This is a genomic window from Nonomuraea sp. NPDC054003 (assembly GCF_055585125.1).
On sequence record NZ_JBVJKR010000022.1, the window covers coordinates 19,780 to 43,359 of the forward strand.

General features: G+C 73.6%; 21 protein-coding genes. 15 read left to right on the top strand and 6 right to left on the bottom strand.

From position 1 onward, the window contains the following. Positions 1 to 86: 86 nt before the first annotated feature. The 3 genes from ACZ6YG_RS40185 (at position 87) to ACZ6YG_RS40195 (ending at position 2,209) form a co-directional block, all read left to right on the top strand. Positions 87 to 1,274 (top strand): cytochrome P450, encoded by a 1,188-nt coding sequence (locus ACZ6YG_RS40185; RefSeq protein ID WP_219549588.1) that lies wholly within the window; start codon positions 87 to 89, stop codon positions 1,272 to 1,274. A 67-nt stretch (positions 1,275 to 1,341) separates the two neighbouring features. Further along, complete coding sequence (locus ACZ6YG_RS40190; protein ID WP_148031134.1) at positions 1,342 to 1,731, top strand: nuclear transport factor 2 family protein; 390 nt, start codon at positions 1,342 to 1,344, stop codon at positions 1,729 to 1,731. A 7-nt stretch (positions 1,732 to 1,738) separates the two neighbouring features. Next, positions 1,739 to 2,209 carry an Lrp/AsnC family transcriptional regulator gene (locus ACZ6YG_RS40195; protein WP_345483103.1) on the top strand — a complete coding sequence of 157 codons (471 nt, stop codon included), beginning with the start codon at positions 1,739 to 1,741 and terminating at the stop codon, positions 2,207 to 2,209. A 44-nt stretch (positions 2,210 to 2,253) separates the two neighbouring features. On the opposite strand, the gene ACZ6YG_RS40200 is transcribed toward ACZ6YG_RS40195, so the two are convergent. From ACZ6YG_RS40200 to ACZ6YG_RS40215, 4 genes are all read right to left on the bottom strand, one after another. Beyond that, a complete protein-coding gene (locus tag ACZ6YG_RS40200; protein WP_466020851.1) occupies positions 2,254 to 3,075 on the bottom strand; it encodes an FAD binding domain-containing protein in 822 nt (273 codons plus the stop codon). After that, on the bottom strand, positions 3,072 to 3,539 hold the full coding sequence (locus ACZ6YG_RS40205; protein ID WP_148031137.1) for a (2Fe-2S)-binding protein: 468 nt from the start codon (positions 3,537 to 3,539) through the stop codon (positions 3,072 to 3,074). The genes ACZ6YG_RS40200 and ACZ6YG_RS40205 overlap by 4 nt, the downstream gene beginning before the upstream one ends. After that, entirely contained in the window at positions 3,529 to 5,832 is a 2,304-nt protein-coding gene (locus ACZ6YG_RS40210; protein ID WP_466020852.1) for a xanthine dehydrogenase family protein molybdopterin-binding subunit, read from the bottom strand. The genes ACZ6YG_RS40205 and ACZ6YG_RS40210 overlap by 11 nt, the downstream gene beginning before the upstream one ends. A 106-nt stretch (positions 5,833 to 5,938) precedes the next feature. Further along, complete coding sequence (locus tag ACZ6YG_RS40215) at positions 5,939 to 6,505, bottom strand: VOC family protein (protein ID WP_271278194.1); 567 nt, start codon at positions 6,503 to 6,505, stop codon at positions 5,939 to 5,941. A 35-nt stretch (positions 6,506 to 6,540) separates the two neighbouring features. Here ACZ6YG_RS40215 and ACZ6YG_RS40220 point away from each other — a divergent pair, with 35 nt between their 5' ends. From ACZ6YG_RS40220 to ACZ6YG_RS40240, 5 genes are all read left to right on the top strand, one after another. Beyond that, positions 6,541 to 7,287: a FadR/GntR family transcriptional regulator gene (locus ACZ6YG_RS40220; protein WP_148031140.1), complete on the top strand. Its 747-nt coding sequence runs from the start codon at positions 6,541 to 6,543 to the stop codon at positions 7,285 to 7,287. A gap of 173 nt (positions 7,288 to 7,460) precedes the next feature. Beyond that, positions 7,461 to 7,706, top strand: a complete 246-nt coding sequence (locus ACZ6YG_RS40225) for a hypothetical protein (RefSeq protein ID WP_148031141.1) — start codon at positions 7,461 to 7,463, stop codon at positions 7,704 to 7,706. After that, positions 7,703 to 9,415, top strand: a complete 1,713-nt coding sequence (locus ACZ6YG_RS40230) for a UGSC family (seleno)protein (protein ID WP_466020853.1) — start codon at positions 7,703 to 7,705, stop codon at positions 9,413 to 9,415. Before ACZ6YG_RS40225 ends, ACZ6YG_RS40230 begins: the two co-directional genes overlap by 4 nt. Then, positions 9,412 to 10,182 carry an acyl-CoA thioesterase domain-containing protein gene (locus ACZ6YG_RS40235; protein WP_466020854.1) on the top strand — a complete coding sequence of 257 codons (771 nt, stop codon included), beginning with the start codon at positions 9,412 to 9,414 and terminating at the stop codon, positions 10,180 to 10,182. Before ACZ6YG_RS40230 ends, ACZ6YG_RS40235 begins: the two co-directional genes overlap by 4 nt. A gap of 17 nt (positions 10,183 to 10,199) precedes the next feature. After that, positions 10,200 to 10,937 carry an NIPSNAP family protein gene (locus tag ACZ6YG_RS40240; protein WP_466020855.1) on the top strand — a complete coding sequence of 246 codons (738 nt, stop codon included), beginning with the start codon at positions 10,200 to 10,202 and terminating at the stop codon, positions 10,935 to 10,937. A gap of 82 nt (positions 10,938 to 11,019) precedes the next feature. Here the strand turns inward: ACZ6YG_RS40240 and ACZ6YG_RS40245 are convergent, their stop codons facing one another. Next, a complete protein-coding gene (locus ACZ6YG_RS40245; protein ID WP_397199284.1) occupies positions 11,020 to 13,137 on the bottom strand; it encodes an acetate--CoA ligase family protein in 2,118 nt (705 codons plus the stop codon). 71 nt (positions 13,138 to 13,208) lie between these two features. Between ACZ6YG_RS40245 and ACZ6YG_RS40250 the strand changes: the two genes are divergently transcribed. From ACZ6YG_RS40250 to ACZ6YG_RS40260, 3 genes are read left to right on the top strand one after another with little or no spacing between them, the layout of a single operon-like run. Further along, complete coding sequence (locus ACZ6YG_RS40250; RefSeq protein ID WP_271278199.1) at positions 13,209 to 14,042, top strand: SDR family NAD(P)-dependent oxidoreductase; 834 nt, start codon at positions 13,209 to 13,211, stop codon at positions 14,040 to 14,042. Further along, positions 14,039 to 16,135, top strand: a complete 2,097-nt coding sequence (locus tag ACZ6YG_RS40255) for a hydantoinase/oxoprolinase family protein (protein WP_466020856.1) — start codon at positions 14,039 to 14,041, stop codon at positions 16,133 to 16,135. Before ACZ6YG_RS40250 ends, ACZ6YG_RS40255 begins: the two co-directional genes overlap by 4 nt. Before the next feature lie 24 nt (positions 16,136 to 16,159). Further along, entirely contained in the window at positions 16,160 to 18,334 is a 2,175-nt protein-coding gene (locus tag ACZ6YG_RS40260) for a hydantoinase B/oxoprolinase family protein (protein WP_466020857.1), read from the top strand. A gap of 141 nt (positions 18,335 to 18,475) precedes the next feature. Here the strand turns inward: ACZ6YG_RS40260 and ACZ6YG_RS40265 are convergent, their stop codons facing one another. Further along, positions 18,476 to 19,702: a CaiB/BaiF CoA transferase family protein gene (locus ACZ6YG_RS40265; protein ID WP_466020858.1), complete on the bottom strand. Its 1,227-nt coding sequence runs from the start codon at positions 19,700 to 19,702 to the stop codon at positions 18,476 to 18,478. A gap of 96 nt (positions 19,703 to 19,798) precedes the next feature. On the opposite strand from ACZ6YG_RS40265, the gene ACZ6YG_RS40270 reads away from it, so the two are divergent. The 4 genes from ACZ6YG_RS40270 (at position 19,799) to ACZ6YG_RS40285 (ending at position 23,552) form a co-directional block, all read left to right on the top strand. Next, a complete protein-coding gene (locus ACZ6YG_RS40270) occupies positions 19,799 to 20,599 on the top strand; it encodes an ABC transporter ATP-binding protein (RefSeq protein WP_148031149.1) in 801 nt (266 codons plus the stop codon). Continuing rightward, positions 20,596 to 21,435, top strand: a complete 840-nt coding sequence (locus tag ACZ6YG_RS40275; protein ID WP_148031150.1) for an ABC transporter permease — start codon at positions 20,596 to 20,598, stop codon at positions 21,433 to 21,435. Before ACZ6YG_RS40270 ends, ACZ6YG_RS40275 begins: the two co-directional genes overlap by 4 nt. 34 nt (positions 21,436 to 21,469) lie before the next feature. Next, complete coding sequence (locus ACZ6YG_RS40280; RefSeq protein WP_466020859.1) at positions 21,470 to 22,630, top strand: ABC transporter substrate-binding protein; 1,161 nt, start codon at positions 21,470 to 21,472, stop codon at positions 22,628 to 22,630. A 106-nt stretch (positions 22,631 to 22,736) separates the two neighbouring features. Next, positions 22,737 to 23,552, top strand: a complete 816-nt coding sequence (locus ACZ6YG_RS40285) for an IclR family transcriptional regulator (RefSeq protein ID WP_466020860.1) — start codon at positions 22,737 to 22,739, stop codon at positions 23,550 to 23,552. The last annotated feature ends 28 nt before the right edge of the window (positions 23,553 to 23,580 follow it).

A 23,580-nucleotide genomic window follows, 5' to 3' on the forward strand; every position in this document is an offset into this window, starting at 1 on the left:
ACGCAGGGTCACATCTTCCGCAGGGCGGTGTCCGCTGGTAGCGTCGTTAGTGTTCTAACCCCGTGTCAATCAGGGAGCGCGTGGCGATGACGACGATCACTCTTGACGGCTACGCCGACGTACGCGAGGCCTTCCGGCTGCGCGACCTCAAGCAGGCGCTCTACGACGAGGGCGGGGTCGTCATGGCCGACTGCCTGCTGGTGCTGCACGGGGAGGACCACCGCGTGCGGCGCAGGGTGGAGAACCGGCTGTTCCGCCGGGGCACGTTCCGGCACTGGGAGCGCGAGTTCCTGCACGACGTCGTACGCGACACGCTGGCGCCGTTCGCCGCCGACGGCCGCGCGGACCTGGTCGAGCTCGGCTACCGCACGATCATGAGCTTGACCGCGCTGGTCGCCGGCATCGACCGGCCCACCGGCTCCGCGGCCGAGGCGGACGCGCTCTACCGGTACGCGAAGAAATTCTCCGAAGGCGCCACCCTGGTGCACACCACCCGGGACCCGGACGTCGTCCGGGCCGAGGTGCGGGCGGCGCTGGACGAGTTCGACGCCACGTTCATGCGGCCGTCGCTGGAGCGCCGCAGGGCGTTGCTTGCCCGGCACGCGGCCGGCGAGCTGGGTGAGCAGGACCTGCCCCGCGATGTGCTCACCGGCCTGCTGCGCCACTGGGACGAGCTCGGCATCGACCAGGAGATCCTGCTCCGCGAATGCGCCTTCTACCTCCAGGCCGGCTCGCACAGCACCGCCGACGCGTTCACGCACTCGGCCGACGAGTTCTTCGCCTGGGTCCGCCGCGACCCGGCCGCCGCCGAGAAGGCCCTCGACGACCCGGCCCTGCTCCAGCGCTGCGTGCACGAGACCCTGCGGCTGCACCCGGCCAGCCCTGTCGCGCAGCGGCGCGCGCTGGCCCCCGCCGTGCTGCGCGGCGGCACCGAGATCCCCGAGGGCGCGTTCGTCGTGCTGGACATCGCGGCGGCCAACCGCGACCCCCGGGTGTTCGAGCGCCCGGACGAGTTCGACCCCCTGCGCGAGGTCCCGGCCGGCGTCCCCCGCTGGGGCCACGCCTTCGGCGGCGGCACCCACGCGTGCATCGGGACCGAACTCGCCGGCGGTGTCCCGGCGGCGGACGACGCCGAGCAGGTTCTCGGCACCGTCACCCTCATGCTGTCGGCCCTGCTCACCGCCGGCGCCCGCCCCGACCCCCACCATCCGCCCAGGCGCGACCCCAACTCCTCCCGCGACCACTTCGCCTCCTATCCAGTGCTGTTCCGATGACATCCACCCACGCGATGACGACCGGCTGTGGGGTGTTGGGCGCTCACGGGAGGGTGGGTGGGGACGGGTGACGGCCGGGTATCGGGTGACGGAGCGGTTTCTGGCGGCGGTGCACGCCAGGGATGCGGACGCGGCGGCCGGATGTTTCGCGGAGGACGGCACGTACGCGAACGTCCCGCATGCGCCCGTGGCCGGGCGGGCCGGCGTAGCGGCGTTGCTCCGGCCGATTCTGGGCCGCGCCGAGCGGGTGCGGTGGGAGCTGGTGACCGCGAGCTACACGGACGAGCGCGCGTGGCTCGAACGGGTCGACCGGTTCTGGATCGACGGCCGGGAGTACAGCGTCGCCTGCAACGGCGTCGCGGAGGTGGATCCCGCCCGCGAGCTGATCACCGGCTTCCGCGACTACACCGATCTGGCCCCCTGGCGGGCCCTGATCGCCCCCGTGCTGGCGGGCTGACAGTCTCGTGGACCTCGACGACCTGGACCTGGCCCTCCTGCGCCTGCTCCTGGAGGAGCCGCGCGCGGGCTACCGCGAGTACGCGCGGGTGCTCGGCGTCGCCAGGGGCACGGTGCAGGCCCGCATCGCGCGGCTGGAGCGGCGCGGGGCGATCACCGGCTACGCCGCGCACGTGTCGCCGGCCGCCCTCGGCTACACGGTCCAGGCGTTCGTGCACCTGCACCTCGCGCAGGGCAGGCTGGACGACGTGACCGAGCGGCTCGGCCAACTCCCGGAAGTGCTGGAGGCACACTCGACCACCGGAGAGGGCGACCTGCTGTGCCGGATCGCCGCCCTGGACAACGGTCACCTGGAGCAGATCGTGCAGGCCCTGCTCGCGCTTCCCGGCGTGGTCCGGACCCGTACCGAGGTAGCCCTGCGCGGTCGCGTCCCGTACCGCGTGCTCCCGCTCCTCCAGCAGGTCAAGCCGACGTCCTGAACGAGCGGGGCCCGGCCGCGAGGTCGCGGCCGGGCCCCGGGCTTCTACAGCGCGGCCAGGGCGCGGGTCACCAGCACCTCGGCGAGGTGGACGCGGTAGGACGCGCTCGCCACCGCGTCGTCCGGCGGCTCGCAGCCCCACGCGGCCAGCCGGGCAGCCTCGGCGGCCGGTTCGCCCGCCGCCAGGGCCTCCTCCACCGCCGTCGCCCGCACCGGCGTCGGCCCCATGCCGATCAGCGCGATCGCCACGCCCCCGCCGGGCCGGGCCTGGGCCGCGACCCCGACCACGGCCCAGTCCAGGGCGCGGCGGCTGAACTTCTCGAACGCGTACGACCGGCCGGGCGCGGCCGGCAGCCGGATCTCGGTGAGCAGCTCGCCCGCCGCCAGCGCGTTACGGCGCCGGCCGGTGAAGAACTCCCGCGCCGGGATCTCCCGCACGCCCGCAGGGCCGCGCGCCACCAGCACCCCGTCCAGCGCGAGCACCGCGCCGGCCAGGTCGGCCGCCGGATCGGCGTGCGCCAGCGAGCCGCCGATCGTGCCCCGGTTGCGCACCTGCGGGTCGCCGATCCGGCGCGCGGCGGCGGCCAGCAGCGGCACCTGCGCGGCCACCACCGGGTCGCGCTCCAGGGTCCGGTGGCTGGTGAGCGCGCCGACCGCGATCCGGTCGCCGTCCGCCCTGACGTACGACAGCTCGCGGAGCCGGCCGATGTCGACCAGGACGCCCGGCTCGGCCCGCCGCAGCTTCATCGCGGGCAGCAGCGAGTGACCGCCCGCCAGCGGCCTGGCGGCGTCGCCGTGCCGGGAGAGCTCGTCGAGCGCCTCCTCGACGGAGCCGGCGCGCACGTAGGAGAAGCCGGCCGGGATCACTTCGCGCCTCCGTTCGCGGCCGCCCACTGGACCGACTCGACGATCATCTGGTAGCCGGTGCACCGGCACATGTTGCCCTTGAGCCCGCCGCGGATCTCCTGCTCCGTCGGGTCGGGGTTCTCGGCGAGCAGCGCGGTGGCCGCCATCACCATGCCCGGCGTGCAGAACCCGCACTGCAGCCCGTGACACTGCCGGAAGCCCTCCTGCACGGGCGACAGCCCGTCCTCACCGGCCAGCCCCTCGACCGTGGTGACCGCGAGGCCGTCGGCCTGCGCCGCCAGGACGGTGCAGGACTTCACGGCCTCGCCGTCGAGCAGGACCGTGCAGGCGCCGCAGCTGGAGGTGTCGCAGCCGACGTGCGTGCCCGTCAGGGACAGCGTGTCGCGCAGGAAGTGGACGAGCAGCAGCCGGGGCTCGATCTCCCGGCTGTGCGCCTGCCCGTTGACGGTGATCTCAACTCGCATCGTGCATGACCTTCCAGACTCGTTCCGGCGTGCAGGGCATCTCCACGTCGCGCACGCCGAGATGGGCCAGCGCGTCCACCACGGCGTTCACCACGGCCTGCGGCGCCGCCGTCGCGCCCGCCTCGCCGAGCCCCTTGGCGCCGAGCGGGTTGAAGCTGGACCTCGTCTCGATGTGGTGGGTCTCGTACGGGGGCAGGTCCAGCGCGCCCGGCACCATGTAGTCCTCCAGGGACGCGGTGAGCGGCCGGCCGCCGGCGTCGAAGGCGACCTTCTCGAACAGCGCCTGCGCGATACCCTGGGCGACCCCGCCGTGGATCTGCCCGCGGGCCGTCATCGGGTTGATGACGGTGCCGCAGTCGTCCACGCAGACATACCGCAGGATCGACACCCGCCCGGTGTCGCGGTCGATCTCCACCACGCACCCGTGCGCCCCGCTCGGGTAGCTGAGGTTCTTCGGCTCGAAGTACGAGGTGTTCTCTAGGCCGAGCGCGGTGCCCTCGGGCAGCAGGTGCGGCTTGAAGGCGCGCTCCGCCACCTCCGCCAGCGTCACCGTCGCGTCGGGCACGCCCTTGACCTGGAACCCGTCGCCGATCCGCACCAGGTCGTCCGCGTCGGCCTCCAGCATGTGGGCCGCGACGCGCCTGGCCTTGTCCGCCACCTCCACCGCGGCCATCCGCACGGCGTTGCCCGCGACCGGCATGCCGCGGCTGCCCATGGTGCCGGTGCCCTCCTGCACGACCGCGGTGTCCCCGTACAGCACGCTGATGGCGTCGAAGGGCACGCCCAGCTGGTCGGCGGCGATCTGGGCCAGCGCGGTCTGGTGGCCCTGCCCGTGCGGGGCGGTGCCGACCAGGACGATCACCGATCCGTCCGGCTGCATCCGGACGTTCGCCGACTCCCAGCCGCCGAGGTAGCCGAACTGCTCGAACAGCGGCGTGGGCCCGAACCCGCCCATCTCCACGAACGTGGACAGCCCGACACCGAGCAGCGGCGCGCGCGGGTCGGCGAGCCGCCGCGCCTGCTCCTCGCGCAACCCGGCGTAGCCGAGCCGGTCCAGCAGCAGGTCCAGCGCGGCCGGGTAGTCGGCCTCGTCGTACACGATCCCCTCGAACGGGGTCTGGTACGGCATCTCGCCCGGCTGGATCAGGTTCGCCTTCCGGACGTCGGCGGGGTCCCTGCCGAGCTCGCGGGCGACCAGGTCGACCACCCGCTCGATCAGGAAGCTCGCCTCGGGCCGTCCCGCCCCCCGGTAGGACGCGGTAGGCGTGGTATTGGTAACGACGCTCCGGTAGCGCGCGGCGATCTTCGGGATCTTGTAACAGCCGCCCAGCATGTACGAGGTGAGCGTGGCGAGACCGATGCCCACCGGGTCGGGCACGCCGCCGATGTTGACCGTGAGCGTCACGTCCAGGGCGAGGATGCGGCCCTCGTCGTCGAAGCCCACCTCGACGTCCTGCAGCTGGTCGCGGCCGTGGTAGGTGTGCACCATGTGCTCGCCGCGGGTCTCGACGTACTTGACCGGCCGGCCGAGCCGGCGCGACAGCTCGGGCGCGAGGAACAGCTCGGGCATGAACGACGACTTCACCCCGAAGGCGCCGCCGACGTCGGGCGCGACCACCCGGACCAGGTGCCTGGCGAGCCCGAACCGCTCGGCGATCTCCGCCCGGACCCGGTGCGGCGCCTGCACCGTGGCCCACACGGTCGGCCCGGCCCCGGTCCAGTCGGCGAGCACCCCGTACGGCTCCATCGGCGCTCCGGCGCAGCGCTGGTTGACCAGGCGGGCGCGCAGCCGGTGCGGGGCGGCCTCCAGATCGGCCGTCACGTCGTCCGGCGTCACCTGCTGTTCCAGGGCGAGGTTGCCGGGCAGCGGGGCGAAGATGGGCACCGCGTCCGGCGCGAGCGCGTCGGCCACCGTGGCCATCACCGGCAGCGGCTCGTACGCCACGCGCACGGCGCGCGCCGCGTCCGCGGCGGCGTACCGGTCGGCGGCGACGACGACGGCCACCGGCTCGCCGACGTAGTGCACCTTGCCGGCGGCCAGGTAGCCGCGTTCCAGGCCGGGCACGGACGGGCGGGGCGGCAGGCCGGCGAAGTCCCGCGCGGTCCAGACGCCGACCACGCCGGGCAGCGAGCGGGCCTCCTCGGCGTCGACGCCGGTGATGAGCGCGTGGGCCTCCGTGCTGTGCACGTAGACCATGTGGAGCAGCCCGGGACGATGGATGTCGTCCACGAACGTGCCGCGCCCGGTGAGCAACGCGGCGTCCTCCTTGCGTGGTACTGCCGAGCCGATCATCGTCACAGGCCACCTCCGTTGGTGCCAGGGGCGCGTCGTTAGACGTATAGCGACTTATATTGTCGCCTACGTCACACCTCCGGCAAGACCTTGGTGCGGCCGATCATCAAGAGGGGTACACGACGTGGTCGCCGAAGGCGGCGCGCACCACGTCCGCCCGGCGCGCGTCCAGGAGTTCCAGGCACCAGGGCACCTGGGCGTCACGCGACTCCGAGTACAGCCAGAACCCCGGATCGACGGGAAGCGGGCCGCTGCCGCGGGCCACCGCGGACACCGGCGCCCCGGCGGGCCCGGGCCGGAGGCGGGCGGCGGGGGAGTAGGTGACGTCGGCGTGATCGGCGAGCGCGGCCACGGCGTGGTCCAGGTCGCGTACCCAGAAGGCCAGGTGGTGGATGCCGGGGCCGCGGGTCTCCAGCCAGGCCGAGGTGCGGGTGCGGCCCTCCAGCGGCTCGACCAGCTCGATCGCCGTGTCCGCCAGGCGGGCCATGGCGATCCTGGAGCGGGACGGGCCCTGCCGCTCGCCGTGCAGCTGGAGGAGTCCGGCCGGCTGGTCGATCTCGGTGACCAGCCAGTCGGAGACGCCCAGCAGCGTGCCCCAGGTGCGGGTGAACTCCGCCACGCTGGGCACGGCGATGCCCACGTGGCACAGTCCGAGCAGGCCGAGATCGGTCATCGGGTCCTCCTGTGCGTGCTGCGTACAATCTGCGGGTGCGAGTTGATCCCGGTGAGCGCCGCCCGAAGCTGTCTCTCGAGGTCGCCAGGCAGATCGTGGAGACGATGCGCGACAGCGGCATGGGCCCGGGCGACCGCTACCTGCCGGAGGCCGAGGCGATGCGGCGGCACGGCGTGGGGCGGGGCACCTACCGGGAGGCGCTCCGGTTCCTGGAACACCAGGGGCTGATCGTGATGCGGCCGGGGCCGAACGGCGGGCCGGAGATCGTGCAGCCCGGCTGGCCCAACCTCGCCTCCACCGTCGCCCTGCTGCTGCAGTTCGCCGGGGCGCCGCTGAGCTCGGTGCTGGACGCCCGGGTGATGATCGAGCCCGGCCTGGCGGAGCTGGCCGCGCGCAACGCCACCGACGAGGAGCTGGCCGCGATGGCGGGCGACCTCGACGCGATCGAGCGCGGGCTCGGCTCCTACCGGGCCTTCTCCGCGGCTTACGAGTCCTACTGGCGCCACCTGGCCGAGAGCTGCCACAACGAGCTGTTCGCCTTCCTCAGCCCGGCCCTGCGGGCGATCGTGAACAGCGCCGGGTTCGTGCCGGACGAGCGCTACCGCGCGCAGGTGCTGGGCCGGCTGCGCACGGTGCACGCGGCGGTGGCGGCGCGTGACGCGCAGGCGGCCCGCGACGCGATGCGCGAGCTGGAGGAGGAGTTCGGCCGGCGGCTGCGCGAGGGCTACCCCCGGCAGATCGCCCAGGTGATCGACTGGTCGGACGTGCGCGAGCCGTCCTGACTTTCCCGCGCGCACCCGCTTGAGGGTTGCCACCGTTTCACTTTATCGTAGCAATGATAGAAAACATAGCTGAGAAAAACTAGGTACCTGAATTCGCCTCAGGTCTCTTGTCGGCCGCTCGCACGGGCTGTAAAACTAGGTACCTGGTTATGGAAGCAAGGGTGGTGATGGCCGTGACGTCGACCGGAGCGCGGCTGGTGGCGGAGTTCGAGCGGATGGTCAGCCGTGACGGCGGCGAGCTCGTGCTGCTGGCGGAGGACGCCGGCACGATCCGGGTCGGCTACCGGCCCGGCAGCGCGGGTCCCGACTGCGCGGACGACGTGTGCGTCCTGCCGCAGCACGAGCTGAGCCAGCTCATGGCGGAGACACTGCGCCGCCGCAGCCCAGGAACGGAGATCGTGGTGGAGGTCCTTACATGAGTGCCCGGCTGAGCATCGTCAACCCGGTGGCCACGCCACGCTCCCACGCCGACGGCGACCGGTTCCCGCCCGCGCCGCGGCCGGAGACGCTCGACGGCGCCACGGTGGCGCTCTACTGGAACGGCAAGCAGAACGGCCTCGACGCGCTGGTCAAGGCCCGCGAGCTGATCGAGGCCGCGTACGAGGACGTCAGGTTCGTCGAGATGACCGGCGCGCTCGGCGGCACGACCCGCTATCTGTCGGAGGAGCAGCTCACGCTCATCGAGGAGAAGGTCGACGCCCTGGTGGGCACCTCCGCCGACTGCGGCAGCTGCACCTCCTGGCTGATCCGCGACCTGTGCGAGGTGGAGCGGCGCGGCGTGCCGGCGATCGGCTACACCGCGGCGATCTTCGACGAGGACGCCCGGTTCAGCGCCAAGACCTTCGGGGTGCCCGAGGCCTGCCCGGTCATCGTGCCCGAGTGCTTCTCCAACAAGGACACCGCCGAGATCCACCGCATGGTCGAGGAGTCGTTCGCCGAGGTGGTCGAGTGCCTGACCAAGCCGCGGCCGGTCTTCGACGTGCTGCCCGAGTTCGCCTCGATGGTCCTGGAGAGCGCCCCCGAGCTGCACTACGGAGGCGGCGACCTGCTGGAGGCGTTCGACGAGATGCAGCGCCGGTTCGTGGCCAACGGCTGGAGCGACGGCATGCCGCTGGTGCCGCCCACCCGGGCCAAGGTCGACGCCATGGTCGCGGCGTCCGGGCTGGACGGCGGCCACGTCGTGGGCGACTTCGCGCCGGGCTTCGGCATCGGCACGGTCGAGAAGATCGCGGCCAACGCGGTCATGGCCGGCTGCCGGCCCGAGACCATGCCGGTGATCATGGCCATGATGGAGTGCGTGCTGGACCCGTCCATCGGGCTGCGCACCTGGGCCATGTCCACCGGCCCGCAGGCGCCCGTGGTGCTGGTGTCCGGCCCGATCGCCGACGAGATCGGCATGAACCGCGGCATGTGCGCCCTCGGCCCCGGCTCCGTCTCCGAGGTCAACGTCGCCATCGGCCGCGCCCTGCGGCTGATCATGATGAACGTCGGCCTGTCCTACCCCGGCATCACCGACATGGACACCATCGGCACGCCGATGAAGTTCTCCGCCTGCGTGGCGGAGAACGAGGAGCGCACCCCGTGGGCGCCGTGGCGGGTGCAGCAGGGCCACTCCCTCGAAGACTCCACGGTCACCGTGAACGTGCCGTACGGGATGACCGAGTTCTTCGACTTCCAGAACTCCGACCCGGAGAAGCTCATCGAGAGCTGGTCCACGCTCACCTCTCACGCGGTCGGCACCCCGTCCGCCGGGGCGTGGCTGATCAAGAAGGACGCGCCGCTGGAGGCCGGCTACCCGTTCCACGGCACGTTCTCCAACCTGCTGCTGATGGCGCCCGACCACGCCGCCGCGTTCGCCGCCGCCGGGTGGACGCCCGCCGACATCAAGGAGGCCATCCACCGGCGCACCAAGCTGCCCTTCCGCCAGCTCATGCTCAACCAGTCGATGCCGGCCTTCGAGACCTCGCACCCCGAGCTGCGCTGGCTGCTCGACGCCCCCGAGACGCCGGTCACCGTCAACCCGTCGGCCGACTGCTTCGAGCTGTTCGTGGTCGGGGCCAAGGCGGGGCGCAGCCAGTTCTGCTTCGGCGGCACCAACTCGGTGACCAAACCCGTGATCAGGCGATGACCTGGCCGCTCGGCGGCCCGCCGTCCGACGTGCCCGTGTCCCGCGAGATCTGCTCCGGGACCGGCGCGCTCTTCGGCGGCTGGGGGCTCGGGCTGCTCGCCGACGCCGCCCAGCGCGCTACCGGGCGGCGGTTGCGCGACCTGTCCGCGGCCTTCCTGCGGCCCGTCGCGCGTGGCGCCCGGCTCTCCGTACGGTGCGACGTGCTCACCGAGGGCCGGGCCCTGTCCCACTGCCGCCTCGACGCCACCGACGGCGACCGACCGGCCCTCACCGGCACCGCCGTCGTCGAGGCGGCCCCCGCCGCTGAGGCGGTGGCGCCGGGCGGCGTCGTCGCTCGCCCTGGGACGGTGACCTCGGGCGGCGTCGCGAGCCCGCCGCGGGTTCCCGGGCCGTTGGAGTGTCCGGAGCGCTCGTACGAGTCGGGGTCAGGCGGCGCGATGATGCTCGACGTCCGGGTGGCCGGTGGGTCGCCCGGGTCGGTGCTGTTGTGGGCGCGGGTGCTCTGCGACGTGCCGGACGAGGTGCGGCTCGCGGTGGTCAGCGACCACGTCCCCTACCTGCTGCGCCGGACCCTGCCGGGACGGCCCCGGGTGACCACCGTCAGCGCGTCGCTCCGGCTGTTCGGCGGTCCCGTCGCCGAGTGGGTCCTGCTCGACGTGAGCCTGGTGGCCCGCGCCGGCCGCACCGCCGCCGGCCGGGTGGCGCTGTGGCAGGACGGCGCCTCCCTGGCCGGGGTCGCCGAGCAGACCATGCGCCTCAGCGCCTGAACCTCCGGAGGGTCCCCGTGAACGACAAGATGTACATCCACGAGTTCATCGACGTCACCGGCCACAACCGCGCCCGCTACATGCACCACATGACCGCCAACTTCAGCCCCATCGCCCAGGAGGAGCGCGACCAGCTCTGCTACGGGGTGTGGGGCGTCGTCGGCTCGACCGCCTGGTGGCCGGGCGTGGTCAACATCTGGGAGGAGGACGGGTGGGACGGCCTGGCGTCGTCGTTCCGGCACGAGCTGGGCCACCCGTCGCTGCAGGACCCGAAGCTGGCCGCCTGGTGGGCGGCCGCCGCCGAGATGCGCTCCGGCGGCGTCGACCGCCTGCTCCTGCCCGCGCCGTGGACGCGCACCATCGAGGAGCTGTGCGCCGACGGGGTGCGCGGCGAGGTGTACGCGCACGAGCGGATCACGGTGCCGCCGGGGGACGCGGCCGACTTTCTGGAACGGGTCCGCGACCAGGCCGTCCCGCACTACGGGCGCTTCGGCTGGGACCTGGCCGGCGCCTGGCGCACCGCGCTCGGCGACGACTCCGAGTGCTTCCTGCTCTGGGCCGTGCCGGACTACGAGCGGTGGGCCGCCTTCGAGGCCGCGAACGACGCCGACCGGGCCGCCGGCGGCTGGAAGACCCGGCTCCGCGACACGGCCCGGTCCTTCCAGCGCATCCTGCTGGTCGACGCCCCGCTGTCCCCCATGCGCATCGGCCGCCAACCGTCCCGCTCCGACCGCACCGAGGACTGGGCAGAGTAACCGGACCAGCCCGCCGCACCGTGCGCGGGGCCGGGCCGGGTGTGGGAGCCCGGCCCGGCCCCGCGTCGTGCGAGGGTTCACATCAGGACGTGATCACCAGGGCGTCGACGGCCACCGCTCCGAGGCCGCTCGGCCGTACCAGCAGGGGGTTGACGTCCAGTTCGCGTATGGAGTCGCCGAGCTCCAGCGCGAGGGTCTGCAGGCGCATGACCGCGTCGGCGACCGCGTCCAGGTCGCCGGCGGGCCGGCCGCGGACGCCGGCGAGCAGCGCCGGCGCGCGGGTCTCGCCGATCATCCGCAGCGCCTCCTCCCGGGAGAACGGCGGCACCCGGAACGACACGTCCCGCACCACCTCGGTGAACACCCCGCCCAGCCCGAACGTGATCGTCGGCCCGAACGGCGCCTGGTGGCTGACCCCCAGGATGAGCTCGGCCACCGCGTCGGTCACCTGCGGCTGGACCACCACCCCCGTCAGCCGCAGCCCCGAGGCCCCGGCCACGATCTCCGCGTACGCGTCCCGTACCCCGTCCGCGTCGCGGAGCCCCACCCGGACCAGCCCGAGGTCGGACTTGTGGGCCAGGCCGTCGGCGAGCGCCTTGAGCACCACGGGATACCCGAAGCGGGCCGCCGCCGCCACCGCCTCGTCCGGCGACGCGGCGACCGCCTCCTCCACCACCGGGATCCCGTACGCGCGCAGCACGTCCTTCGCGGCCACCTCGTCCAGCGTCGAGCCGGGCACGAGCCGTCCACGGACGGCGGCCAAGGCGGCGGACGGCTCGCGCGGCGCGTCCGCGAACGGGCCCCGGTAGCCGCGGTGCAGCGCCCAGAAGTCCGCCATCGCCCGGATGCCGCGGACCGCCGTGCGGAAGGAGTGGAACACCGGGATGCCCGCCTCGCACAGCGCCCGATGGTCGGCGTCCCTGATCGGCGACGTCCAGGCGACCACGATCGGCTTGCCGCCCCGCTCGTGCAGCGCGATCAGGTCGCGGGTGATGGCGTCGCTCATGCCGGGGAACACGCCGGTGATCGGCGCGAGCAGGACGTCGGTGTTGGCGTCCTCGATCAGCGCCTCCAGCACCTTTCGGCCCTCGGGCCGGGCGGTCGCGACGCCGCCCGTGTCGACCGGGTTGCCGAGGTGCAGGTAGCCGGGCAGCAGCTCGCGCAGCCGGGCGATCGTACGCTCCTCCAGCCGGGGCAGCGGCACCCCGGCCAGGCCGCACAGGTCGGCCACGTGCGAGCCGGTGCCGCCTGACATGACGCACAGCGCCACCCGGTCCCCGGCCAGCGGCGGCGTGTGGCAGAACGCGCCGGAGACCTCGATCGCCTCGTCGATGTCGTCCACCCGGATCACCCCGGACTGGCGGAACACGGCGTCGTGCACCGCGTCGGGGCCGGTCAGGTGCCCGGTGTGCGCCTTGGCCATGGCCTGGCCCTGGTCGCTGCGGCCGACCTTGATGCAGACGATGGGCACGCCCGCGCGCACCGCCTCGTCGGCGGCCAGCCGCATGGTGCGGCCGTCGACGAAGCCCTCGACGTACGCGGCGATGGCGCCGACGCCCGGCGTCCTGGCGAAGTGCGCGGCGAAGTCGGCGAACTCCAGGTCCACCTCGTTGCCGACGGTCGCCCAGGCGTGGACGCCGATGCCCAGCTCCTGCCCCTGCACGACGGGCCGTCCCTGGTTGCCCGACTGGGTCACCACGGCGAGCTTGCGGCCGGGCAGGCCTTCGCGCCACGGCTCGATGAGGTTGAGGTTCGTGTTGGGGCCGATGATCCGCATCGGGCCGCGGGCGAGCTCCTCCAGCCGCCGCTGCGCCGCGTGCCCCTCCTCGGTGCCCAGCTCGGCGAAGCCGGCGGCGAACACGTACGCGAACCGCACGCCCTTGGCCAGGCAGTCCTCCAGCACCGGCAGCGGGTCGCGGACGAGCACGATCGCCACGTCGACGTCGCCGGGGACGTCCAGGACGTTGCGGTACGCGGGGACGCCGTCGATGGCGGGCTTGACCGGGTGGACCGGGTGGACGGCGCGGGCCCCCCGCGCGAGCAGTCGTTCCCTGGCCTGGCGCCACTGGGCCCGCTGCGGGCTGCCCTCGGTGTCGGTGGCCCCGATCACCGCGACCGAGCGCGGGGCGAACAGGGGGTCCCAGTCGATGGCCCGCAGGGCGAGCGGGCGGCCGCTGACGTCGAGTGGGGGTGAAGTCATGTGATCAAGCCTAGCTCAAAGAGAGCAATCATGGTTAAGATTGATAAGACAATAATATCAGTGGAGGTGGCATGGACCTCAGCGCGAAGGCGATCCTGGTGGTGGGAGCGGCGCGCCCGCCCGGCATCGGCCGGGCCACGGCGCTACGGCTGGCCAGGGCCGGCGCGCGGCTGGTCCTCGCCGACGCCGTGGACGTGTCCCAAGGAGACGCGGGCACCGGCAGGGTGGCGGCGGCGAAGCTGGCGGAGGTCGCGGCCGAGGTGTCCGAGGCCGCCGGGCGGCCGGTGGCCGCGTTCCCGGTCGACCCCACCGACCCGGCCTCGGTCGAGGAGCTCGTGGCCCGTGCCGTCGGGGAGCTGGGCCGCCTCGACGCCTGCTGCAACCTGGTCGGCGCCACCGGCCCGGCGCTCGGCGACGGTCCTCTCGCGGCCACCGGCCCGGACGCCTGGCAGCGCGGCCTGGACTGGAACCTCACCGCCGCCTGGCTCATCGCCCGCGCCTGCGTGCCCCCGCTCACCGCGGCCGGCGGCGGCGCCATCGTCACCCTCTCCTCGTACGCCGGCCTGACCCCGGTCGCCGACGCCGGCGTGGTCGGCGTGGCCCGCGCCGCGGTCAACCACCTCACCGCGGCGCTCGCCGGCGAGCTCGGCCCGCTCGGCATCCGGGTCAACACGGTCTGCCCGCTCGGCGTCCACCCGGGCGACCCCCGGTTCCCCAACCCCGGCCTGGTCAGGCTCGCCGAACGCGAAGGGCTCCCGCTGGCCGACTGGCTCGCCCGCACCATCCCGCTCGGCCGCGGCCAGTCGGCGGACGAGGTGGCCGCCGCCGTCGAGTTCCTCGTCTCCGACGCCGCCTCGTTCGTCAGCGGAGTGAACCTCCCGGTCGCGGGCGGGGCCGCCGCATGATCCAGACGGAGACGAGCGGCGTCAAGGCGTTCATCGGCGTCGACACCGGCGGCACCTTCACCGACACCGTGGTCACCCTCTCCGACGGCCGCCTGGGCGTCGGCAAGGCGCTCAGCACCCCCGGCCGGGTCGAGCAGGGCGTGCTCGACTCCATCGGGCAGGCCGCCGCCGCGCTCGGCCTCACCCTGTCCGAGCTGCTGTCCCGTACGGTGATCCTCACCCACGGCACCACGGTCGGGCTCAACGCGCTCCTCACCGGCGGCGGCGCCCGCGTCGGCCTGCTCACCACCGCCGGGTTCGAGTCCACGCTGCCCATCGCCAAGGCCAACAAGCTGCACGGCCTGGACGAGCTGGACGTCACCATGCCGGTCCGCTGGCGCAAGCCGGACCAGCTCGTCGCCCGCTCCCGCATCGCCGGCGTCAGCGAGCGCGTCGACGTGTCCGGCGCCGTCGTGCGGCCGCTCGACGAGGAGCAGGCCCGGGCCGCCATCCGGCGCCTCGCCGAGCGCGGCGCCGACTCGGTCGCCGTCTGCCTGCTGTGGTCGCCGGTCAACGACGGGCACGAGCGGCGGCTGGCCGCCCTGGTCGCCGAGGAACTGCCCGGCGTGCACGTCTCCTGCTCCTCCGCCATCGCCCCGGTGGTGGGCGAGTACGAGCGCACGTCCACCGCCGTGCTGGACGCGTACGTGGCCCCGGTCGTCGCCACCTACCTGCGCGCGCTGCAGGAACGGCTGCGCGAGGACGGCTTCGGCGGGGTGCTGATGATCCTGCGCACCGGCGGCGGCGCCGAACCCGTCGAGCACACCCTGCGCGCCCCGGTGAACACCCTGCGCTCCGGCCCCGTCGCCGGGCTCGCCGCCACCGCCGCGCTCGCCGCCGAGCTGGGGCACGCCAACGTCGTCGCCACCGACGTCGGCGGCACCAGCTTCGACGTCGGGCTCGTCATCGGCGGCGCCATGCAGCGGGCGAGCACCCCGATGGTGCACCGGCACGCGCTGGCCATCCCGGTGGTCGAGGTCGAGTCCATCGGCACCGGCGGCGGCAGCCTCGCCTGGCTCGACCGGGGCCTGGGCGCGCTGCGGGTCGGCCCGCGCAGCGCGGGCGCCGACCCCGGACCGGCCTGCTACGGCCGGGGCGGCACCCGTCCGACGCTCACCGACGCCTCCGCCGTCCTCGGCTACCTGAGCAGGCTCGGCGAGTCGATGCCGCTCGACGTGGCGGCCGCCCGCGAGGCGATCCGCGCGCACATCGCCGAGCCGCTCGGCATCGGCGTCGTGGCCGCCGCCGAGGGGATCGTCCGCATCGCCGCCGACCAGATGCGCGACCTGATCCGCCGCACCACGATCCAGCGCGGGCACGACCCGTCCGCGTTCGCGCTGGTCGCCTTCGGCGGCGCGGGACCGCAGTACGCGAGCTGGTACGCCGACGGGCTCGGCGCGACGGACGTGATCATCCCGAACCTGGCCGCCGAGCTGTCCGCGTACGGGGCGGTGTCCAGCGACCTGAGCATCGGCGTCGAGCGCGGCCTCGTCCCCGGGCCCGTCGCCGAGGCCGGCCCGGCCGTCGCGGCCGCGCTGGCGGAGCTGGCCGGCGGCATCGAGGCGGACCTGCCCGGCGCGGTGGACAGCGTCACGGCGGTGTCCGGCCGCGCCCCCGTCCTGCGCCACACCGTGGCCCTGCGCTTCTACCGCCAGCAGCGCCGCATCGAGCTGCCGGTCGCCGTGCCGGTGGACGCCGCCGAGCTGGCGCGGCTGGAGTCGGAGTTCCGCAAGCGGTACGAGGAGATCGTCGGCGCCGGCACCGCCGCCGACGGCACCCCGGTCGAGGCGGTCGGCGTCCGGGTCGAGCTGGTGGCCCCGGTGCCGGTGCCGCCCCCGGTCACGCGGCCGGGCGGCGCGGCCGAGCCGGTGGACGAGCGGGCCGCCTGGTTCGCCGGAGCCGAGCACCGCTGCGCCGTCTACGACTGGCGCCGCCTGAGCGCCGGCTGCGAGATCACCGGGCCCGCCTTCGTCGAGTCCGGCCAGACCACCGTCGTGCTCCCCCCGGGGCGCCGGGCGCGCATGGACGCCGGCGGCCACCTCCACCTGACCTGATCCCCGAGCTGACAAGGAACAGCGATGATCGACGAGATCACGTTCGAGGTGCTCAGGCACCGGCTCGACACGATCAACGACGACGCGGCCGCGGTGCTGGCCCGGCTGTCCGGCTCGCACCTGGCCGCCGAGGCCAGGGACCTCAACACCGCGATCATGGCGCCGGACGGGCGGGTCGTCTGCTGCGGCCGGTACGTGCTCGCCCAGGTCGTCTCGATGCACCTGGTCGTACGGGACATCCTGGAGAACTACGCGGACAACCCCGGCTTCGGCCCCGGCGACCAGTTCGTCACCAACGACCCCTACATCGGCACCCTGCACCAGCCCGACGTGGTCGTGGTCGCGCCCATCTTCGTGGACGGCGAGCTGGTCGGCTGGTGCGGCTCCACCGCCCACCAGGCGGACGTGGGCGGCCCCAACCCGGGCGGCATCACCTACGACGCCCGCTCCATCTTCGACGAGGCCGTGCCCATGCCTCCGGTGCGGATCGTCGAGGCCGGCCGGCTGCGCCGCGACCTCGAACGCGAATATCTCGTACGCTCCCGTACGGCCGAACTGAACCGGCTGGACCTGGTCGGCCAGGTGGCCGCCAACCGGAGCGTCACCGCCGAGGTGGGCCGGCTGTGCGGGCAGTACGGCGCGGACGCGGTGGCGGCCGTCATGGACCGGCTGCTGGAGCGTACCGAGGCGCTGCTGCGCGAGCGGCTGCGCGCGCTGCCGGACGGCCGCTGGCGGCACGTCGCGTACGTCGAGTACCGCCCGCACGGCGGCACCACCGAGGCCGTGTACGCGGTGCGGCTGACCATGACCAAGCGCGGCGACGACCTGGAGCTGGACTTCACCGGAAGCGACCCGCAGGCGCCCGGCACCATCAACGCCGCCTACCCCGCGCTGGCCGGGTTCGCGATCGGCGGCGTGCTCATCTACCTGTGCGGCGGCCTGCCCTGGGTGCCCGGCGGGGTGTGGCCGGTCGTGCGGATCCGCAGCCGCGAGGGCACCGTCGTGCACGCCCGCTGGCCCGCCGGGGTGGCCATGAGCACCGCCGCCACCTGTCAGGCGGTCCGGGTCTCCGTCAACGCGTGCCTCGCCAGGATGCTGGAGGCGTCGCGGGACCTGGCGCACCTGGTGATGGCGAGCTGCCAGGCCGCGGGCGGCGGGGGCGGGACGGTGCACGGGGAGCGCGGCGACGGCACCTCGTACGCCACCATGACGCTCGACGAGATCACCGGCGGCGGCGGCGCCACCTGGTCCGGCGACGGCGCGGACTCCTCCGGCTACACCACCTCGCCCGGCGCGTCGTGCGCGAACGTCGAGGTCAACGAGGCGTACCTGCCGCTGCTGTACGAGCGGCGCGCCGAACTGGCCGACACCGGCGGACCCGGACGGCACCGCGGCGGCGTCGGCACCCTGCACGCGCTGACCCCGCACGGGGACGGGGCCTCGATGACCATGATGTCGTTCGGCCAGGGGTTGCAGCATCCGCTGGCGGCGGGGGTGTGCGGGGGCGAGTACGGCGGGCAGAGCGTCGTGGCCGTCGTGCCCGATCTCGCGGGGCTGGCGGACGAGGGGGAGCGGCGGCTGCCCATGCCGTCGGCGACCGTGCCGATCCGGACGGGCGAGCTGCTGGTCTCCGTCTCCCAGGGCGGCGGCGGGCTGGGCGACCCGCTGGACCGCGACCCGGCCGCCGTGCTGGACGACGTCCTGGACGGCCTGGTGTCGGTACGCGGCGCGCTGCGCGACTACGGCGTCGTCGTCACCGGCGACCCGCGGCGGCCGGACGGGCTGCGCGTCGACGATCCCGCCACGTCCCGGTGCCGCGACGACCGCAGGCACGCCAGGATCGGCCGACCGCCCGCGCCCCCTGCCCCCTCCCGCCAGGGCCGCCCTCTCTCGGCCGTCCTCGACCTCCTCCCACCGGCCGGCGACGGGGAGCACCGGGAACCCAGATCGCCGGATCGTGAGGGTGTCGTGGCGTGCGGGCGGTGCGGCACCGTGCTGGGCGGCGCGGCCGGGAACGTGTACGAGCACCTCGTCGTGTCCGACGCGTCCCCGGCCGAGCGCAGCCCGCTCGGCGCCGTGTACGAGGGCGCTGACCGTTTCGTCCTGCGGCGCCTCTACTGCCCGGCCTGCGCCGTCCAGATCGACGTCCAGGTCTGCCGCACGGGCGACCCGGTCCTGGCGGCCATCGAGGTGCTCTGAGCTCGCCGAGCAAGGGCGTCCAGATCAGGCGGGCTCCGTCACCGCCGGCCACGACGCCCCGACCTCACGGCGCGGTCCGCCGCCCTGAATAGACCCAGGGTGGCGGTTTCGCGGTGCGTCGTCTTCAGGGACCGCTGGAGGTCAGCCCAGAACGCCGGATTCGCGTAGTTCGGCCAGTTCGGATGCCGGGACGCCCAGAGAGGTCAGGATCTCGTCCGTGTGCTGACCCGGGGTGGCGGCGGGGGAGGGGCGGGCGAGTTCCTCGTCCTCCAGGTGGACGGGGAGCGGCAGCAGGTCGGCGCCGTACTCGGCGGCGGGCAGCCACGGGGTACGGGCGGCGAAGTGCGGATCGGCGGGAAGGGTCGCGGGCGAGTTCACCGGCGCGATCGGCACGTCGGCGGTCAGCCCGAGCCGGATCCAGCCGGCCGTGTCACGGGTGCGGAAGATCTCGGTCAGCTCGGCGCGCAGCCGGTGGTCGCCGAGCGCGTGGTCGGCGACCTCTCCGCCAGGGGTGTCGCCGAGCAGGTCGGGCCGCTCGATCGCGTGGCAGAACCGCTCCCAGAACTTCCGCTCCGTCGCCATGATCAGGACGTGCCCGTCGGCGCTCGGGTACACCTGGTAGCGCACGCTGTCACCCATCCCCGCCGTGCCCGGCTCGCGGCGCACCCCGCCGTCGGACGGGTTGCCGGTCACCTCGGTCGCCGGCCGCAGATGCGCCCGGTGCCCCTCGATCGTCAGCCAGTCCACCGACGCGGCCGCCTCGGCCTGGGCGATGTCGATCGCGCACCCCCGCCCGGTGCGCGCCGCCCGCAGCACCGCGGCCAGGATGGCGCTCGCCGCCAGCAGGGGCGCCACCCGGGTCCCGAGCGGCACGTTCAGCTCGGCCGAGGCGAACCCCCGCTCGTCGGTCCCCAGCCGCAGCCCGCCCGCCCAGGCGTCGAACGCCACCCCGTGCGCGGCCAGCCCGGCGTACGGGCCGGTGGTGCCGTACCCGGAGACCGTGCACCACACCAGCGCGGGGTGGCGCTCGCGCAGCTCGGCCGAGCCGAGCCCGCGCCGGGCGAGCACGCCCGGCCGCATGCCCTCGATGACGACGTCGCTCGCCTCGACGAGGCGGGCGGCCAGCCGGGCGCCCTCCGGCCGCTGGATGTCGAGGGCGAGGCTGCGCTTGCCCCGGCCGAGGTGGTGGTGCATGAGGGACACGCCGTTCACGAACGGCCACCCGACCTGGCGGATGTAGTCGCCCCCGCCGGGACGCTCCACCTTCACCACGTCGGCGCCGAGGTCGGCGAGGACGGTGCCGACACCCCCCGCTTCGAGGAGAGCGAACTCCACCACGCGGACACCTTCGAGCAGCCGGACCGCCACGTTGCCTCCTGATCGTTGACTTGTCTCTATTCTCATTACTATCTTGTAAATAATAGCAATGCTAAATCTAATATCCCCTCGCCGACAGGGAGACCCATGGATCACGTTGGCCGGCGCATCGCCGCCCGCGACGTCACCCGCTCCTTCGTCACGACCGGCCGCTCGACCGTGCACGCCCTGGGACCAGTCGACCTGTCGATCGGCGATGACGAGTTCCTCTGCGTGGTGGGGCCGTCAGGTTGCGGCAAGTCGACCCTGCTCAAGATCATCGCGGGCCTGCTGGCGCCGTCCTCGGGAGAGGTCGCGGTCGAGATCTCCGGAGACAACCGCATCCCCATCGCGATGGTCTTCCAGGACTACGGCATCTACCCGTGGAAGACCGTCCGCGCCAACGTCGAGCTCGGGCTCCGGCTCAGCGGCCGGCCTCCCGCCGAACGGCGTGAGACGGTGGACGACTGGCTCGGCCGCCTCGGGCTGACCGACTTCGCCGACGTCTACCCCAGCGCGCTGTCCGGCGGCATGCGCCAGCGCGTCTCCATCGCCCGCGCGCTGGCCATCGACCCCGAGGTCCTGCTCATGGACGAGCCGTTCGCGGCGCTCGACGCCCAGCTCCGCGAGGTGCTGCAGGACGAGCTGCTGGCCATCTGGCAGGCCAGGCGGCGCACGGTCGTGTTCGTCACCCACAGCCTGGAGGAGGCGCTGCTGCTCGGTGACCGGGTGGTCGTGATGAGCGCGCGGCCCGGCCGCGTCATCGCCGACATCGACGTCCCGTTCGAGCGCCCCCGCTCCAGCGCCATCCGCACCGATCCCCTGTTCGCCAAGTTGCGCGGCGAGCTCTGGTCGAGCCTGCACTCCGAGGTCGTCGCCCAGTTCGACGCCGGGAAGGACCCGCGATGAGCACGACGTTGTACCGCCGTCCCGGGGTGGCCGAACTGCATCCCGTACGGACCCGCCGCCGCTGGAACGCGACCAAGGTCGTGCTCGGCGTCTCGGTGCCCGTGGGGTTCGTGGTGCTGTGGCAGCTCAGCGCCGTGCTCGAATGGGTGGACCCGTTCCTCTACCCGCCGCCGAGCCGGTTGATCCCGGGCCTCGTCGCGCTGTGGGAGGACGGCAAGCTGGTCGAGGCCACCGTCACCAGCGTCCGCCGGGTCATACTCGGCTACCTGCTGGGGGCCGCGGGCGGGCTGGTGGTCGGCCTGCTCATGGGCATGTCGCGGGTGTTGCGCGCGGCGCTCGAACCCTTCTCCTGGGCCTGGTACACCGTGCCCAAGCTGGCTCTGCTGCCGATCTTCCTGACCATCTTCGGCTTCGGTGACACCTCGGTCGTGGTCCTGATCGCGGCGACCGTCTACTTCTTCGTCTGGATCTCGGTCATGTCGGCCGTCATGGCGGTGCCCACCGGCTACCGCGAGGCCGCGCTGATGCTGCGCGCCAACCGGTGGGAGATGTTCCGCCACGTGCTGCTCCCCGCCGCGCTCCCGGAGATCTTCGTCGGCCTGCGGATCTCCGCCGGCGTCTCTGTCCTGATGCTCGTCGGCATCGAGTTCGTGATCAGCGACCAGGGTCTCGGCTATCTCATCGAGCAGGGCCGCACCCTGCTGCTGCTGGAGCAGAGCTACGTCGGCATCGTGCTCGTCGCCCTCATCGGCTATCTGTTCGCGCTCCTGGTGAAGGCCATCGGCCGGCTGTTCATCCGGTGGACGTCCGACGACAACGCGATCATCCCGACCTGACCCCCCCTTCCGCATGTTCATCCTGGAGGAACCCATGTCCAGATTCCGCGTCCTGGGCGCCGCGCTGCTGTTACTGTCCGCCGCGGCGTGCGGCGGTGGCGGCGGGGAGCCGTCGGCCGCGCCCGCCACCGACCTCGGCGCGGTCGTGCCCGTCGAGGGCTGCGGGCCGGACTCGTACGTCGACCCCGCCGACCTGAGCCCGGACCGCAAGATCGCCCGGTGCGAGGCGGGCACGCCCGCGGCGCAGCCGCTCAAGGAGCCCGCGACCATCCGCATGACCTCCGCGTCCCGCTCCAGCAGCCTCGCGCCGATCTTCGTCGGGATGGCGCAGGGCGAGTTCGAGAAGGAGAACCTGAAGATCGAGTTCTCCGTCCTGCCGTTCGCCGACGCGATGCCGCAGCTCGCCGCGGGCCGGGTGGACGTCTCGTACGGCGGCACCGAGGCGGGCCTGTTCAACGCGGTCAGCCAGGGGCTGGACATCAAGTGGGTGCTGGGCAACTTCGTGGAGCCGAAGGCGGCCGACCTGTCCCAGCCGCAGACCGGGCTGTGGGCCCGCCGCGACATCTTCTCCGATCCGGCCGATCCGGACCTGAAGGAGCTGAAGGGCAAGACCCTCGGCTCCACCGTGGGCGCCGCCTCCGCGATCGCCTACCCGATGGACAAGGCCCTGCGCGAGCACGGCATCACGCTGGGGGACATGGAGATCAAGCAGCTCCCGGCCGCCGACCTGATGACCGCGCTGTCCAACAAGGCCATCGACACCGCCTGGCTGCTGGACCCGTACTGGCTGACCGCGGCCGACCAGCCGGACAGCTACGTGCTCGTCGGCGGGCAGCCGGCGGGTGAGCCGCTCGGCGGCTTCTATGCGGGCAAGTCGATGATCGAGGAGCGGCCCGAGGTGCTCCAGGCGTTCGTCCGCGCGTACATCCGCACGGTCAACACCTACCTGGACGGCGACTACATCAAGGACGACAAGGTGCTGGACGCCATGGCGGAGGGCACCCAGCAGCCGCGCGACTCGCTGACCCGCACGCCGTCGCTCACCTTCGACTGGGAGATCCGCCAGGGGACCGGCGAGTCGGAGCAGAAGGTGTTCATCGCCTTCAAGACCGTGAAGTACGCGGACGTCATCGCGGAGGACCGGTACGTGGACCGCTCGTTCTACGCGAGGGCGGTGGGCCACAGCGCCTCCTGACCCCACGGGTGTCCCGGGCCCGGCGCGTGACGGCGCCGGGCCTTCCCACGGGTACGTCCCGTTGTTAGGGTCCACGCAAGAATTCATTTCAGATTTGGGAGGTGTGATGACCCCTCTCAACGCGGGCGCGGAGCCGCCGCCGTCCATGGTCGAGCGGATGACGCTCATCATGGACGCGTTCGCCGGCCGCGCCGCCCTGCTCACCCTGGAGGACGTCGCCCGCCGCACCCGGCTGCCGCGCTCCACCGCGCACCGCATCCTCGACCAGCTCGTCAGGCTCGACTGGCTGGAGCACACCTCGTCCGGCTACCGCCTGGGCCGGCGCGCGCTCGGGCTCGGCGGCGACGGCGGCCACGGCCGGATCCGCGAGGCCGCCGCGCCGCTGCTGCACGAGCTCCAGCTGAGCACCGGCCTGGTCGTCCACCTCGCGGTCCTCGACGGCGCCGACGTGCGCTTCCTGGACAAGGCCGGCGGCCCGTTCGCACGGTCGGTGCCGTCCAGGGTCGGCGGCCGGGCGCCCGCCCGCGCCACCGCGCTCGGCCGGGCGATCCTCGCCTGGCTGGAGCCGGAACGGGTGGAGGCGCTCATCGGCGACCCCGGCTCGCTGCACCAGGAGCTGCACCGCGTCCGGCAGCGCCGCGGGCTGGCCTTCGAACGCGGCGACTGCTTCCCCGGCATCACGTCGGTCGCGGCGGCGATCCGCGGGCCCGAGGGCCCGGTCGCGGGCATCTCGCTGGCGGGCGACTCCCGCGCGCCGCTGGAGCGGGTGGCGCCGCTGGTGCGCGACGCCGCGCGTCAGGCGTCGCGCGCGCTGTTCCCCGAGCCGGAGCCGCTCCGGCACGCCGCCCGCGTGCCGCACCGGGGACGGCTCCCCGGACCGATCGACCGGCTGCTCACCGCCGGACGAGGCGACCGGTCCTGATCCCCGCGGCAGCCCACGCTCCTGCCCG

Excerpts from the sequence above, each read along its gene's own strand:
- ACZ6YG_RS40185 (WP_219549588.1), top strand. The coding sequence starts at position 87 with ATGACGACGATCACTCTTGACGGCTACGCCGACGTACGCGAGGCCTTC.
- ACZ6YG_RS40215 (WP_271278194.1), bottom strand. The coding sequence starts at position 6,505 with ATGACCGATCTCGGCCTGCTCGGACTGTGCCACGTGGGCATCGCCGTG.
- ACZ6YG_RS40205 (WP_148031137.1), bottom strand. The coding sequence starts at position 3,539 with ATGCGAGTTGAGATCACCGTCAACGGGCAGGCGCACAGCCGGGAGATC.
- ACZ6YG_RS40275 (WP_148031150.1), top strand. The coding sequence starts at position 20,596 with ATGAGCACGACGTTGTACCGCCGTCCCGGGGTGGCCGAACTGCATCCC.
- ACZ6YG_RS40255 (WP_466020856.1), top strand. The coding sequence starts at position 14,039 with ATGATCCAGACGGAGACGAGCGGCGTCAAGGCGTTCATCGGCGTCGAC.
- ACZ6YG_RS40260 (WP_466020857.1), top strand. The coding sequence starts at position 16,160 with ATGATCGACGAGATCACGTTCGAGGTGCTCAGGCACCGGCTCGACACG.
- ACZ6YG_RS40250 (WP_271278199.1), top strand. The coding sequence starts at position 13,209 with ATGGACCTCAGCGCGAAGGCGATCCTGGTGGTGGGAGCGGCGCGCCCG.
- ACZ6YG_RS40285 (WP_466020860.1), top strand. The coding sequence starts at position 22,737 with ATGACCCCTCTCAACGCGGGCGCGGAGCCGCCGCCGTCCATGGTCGAG.
- ACZ6YG_RS40280 (WP_466020859.1), top strand. The coding sequence starts at position 21,470 with ATGTCCAGATTCCGCGTCCTGGGCGCCGCGCTGCTGTTACTGTCCGCC.
- ACZ6YG_RS40230 (WP_466020853.1), top strand. The coding sequence starts at position 7,703 with ATGAGTGCCCGGCTGAGCATCGTCAACCCGGTGGCCACGCCACGCTCC.
- ACZ6YG_RS40270 (WP_148031149.1), top strand. The coding sequence starts at position 19,799 with ATGGATCACGTTGGCCGGCGCATCGCCGCCCGCGACGTCACCCGCTCC.
- ACZ6YG_RS40235 (WP_466020854.1), top strand. The coding sequence starts at position 9,412 with ATGACCTGGCCGCTCGGCGGCCCGCCGTCCGACGTGCCCGTGTCCCGC.
- ACZ6YG_RS40210 (WP_466020852.1), bottom strand. The coding sequence starts at position 5,832 with ATGATCGGCTCGGCAGTACCACGCAAGGAGGACGCCGCGTTGCTCACC.
- ACZ6YG_RS40245 (WP_397199284.1), bottom strand. The coding sequence starts at position 13,137 with ATGACTTCACCCCCACTCGACGTCAGCGGCCGCCCGCTCGCCCTGCGG.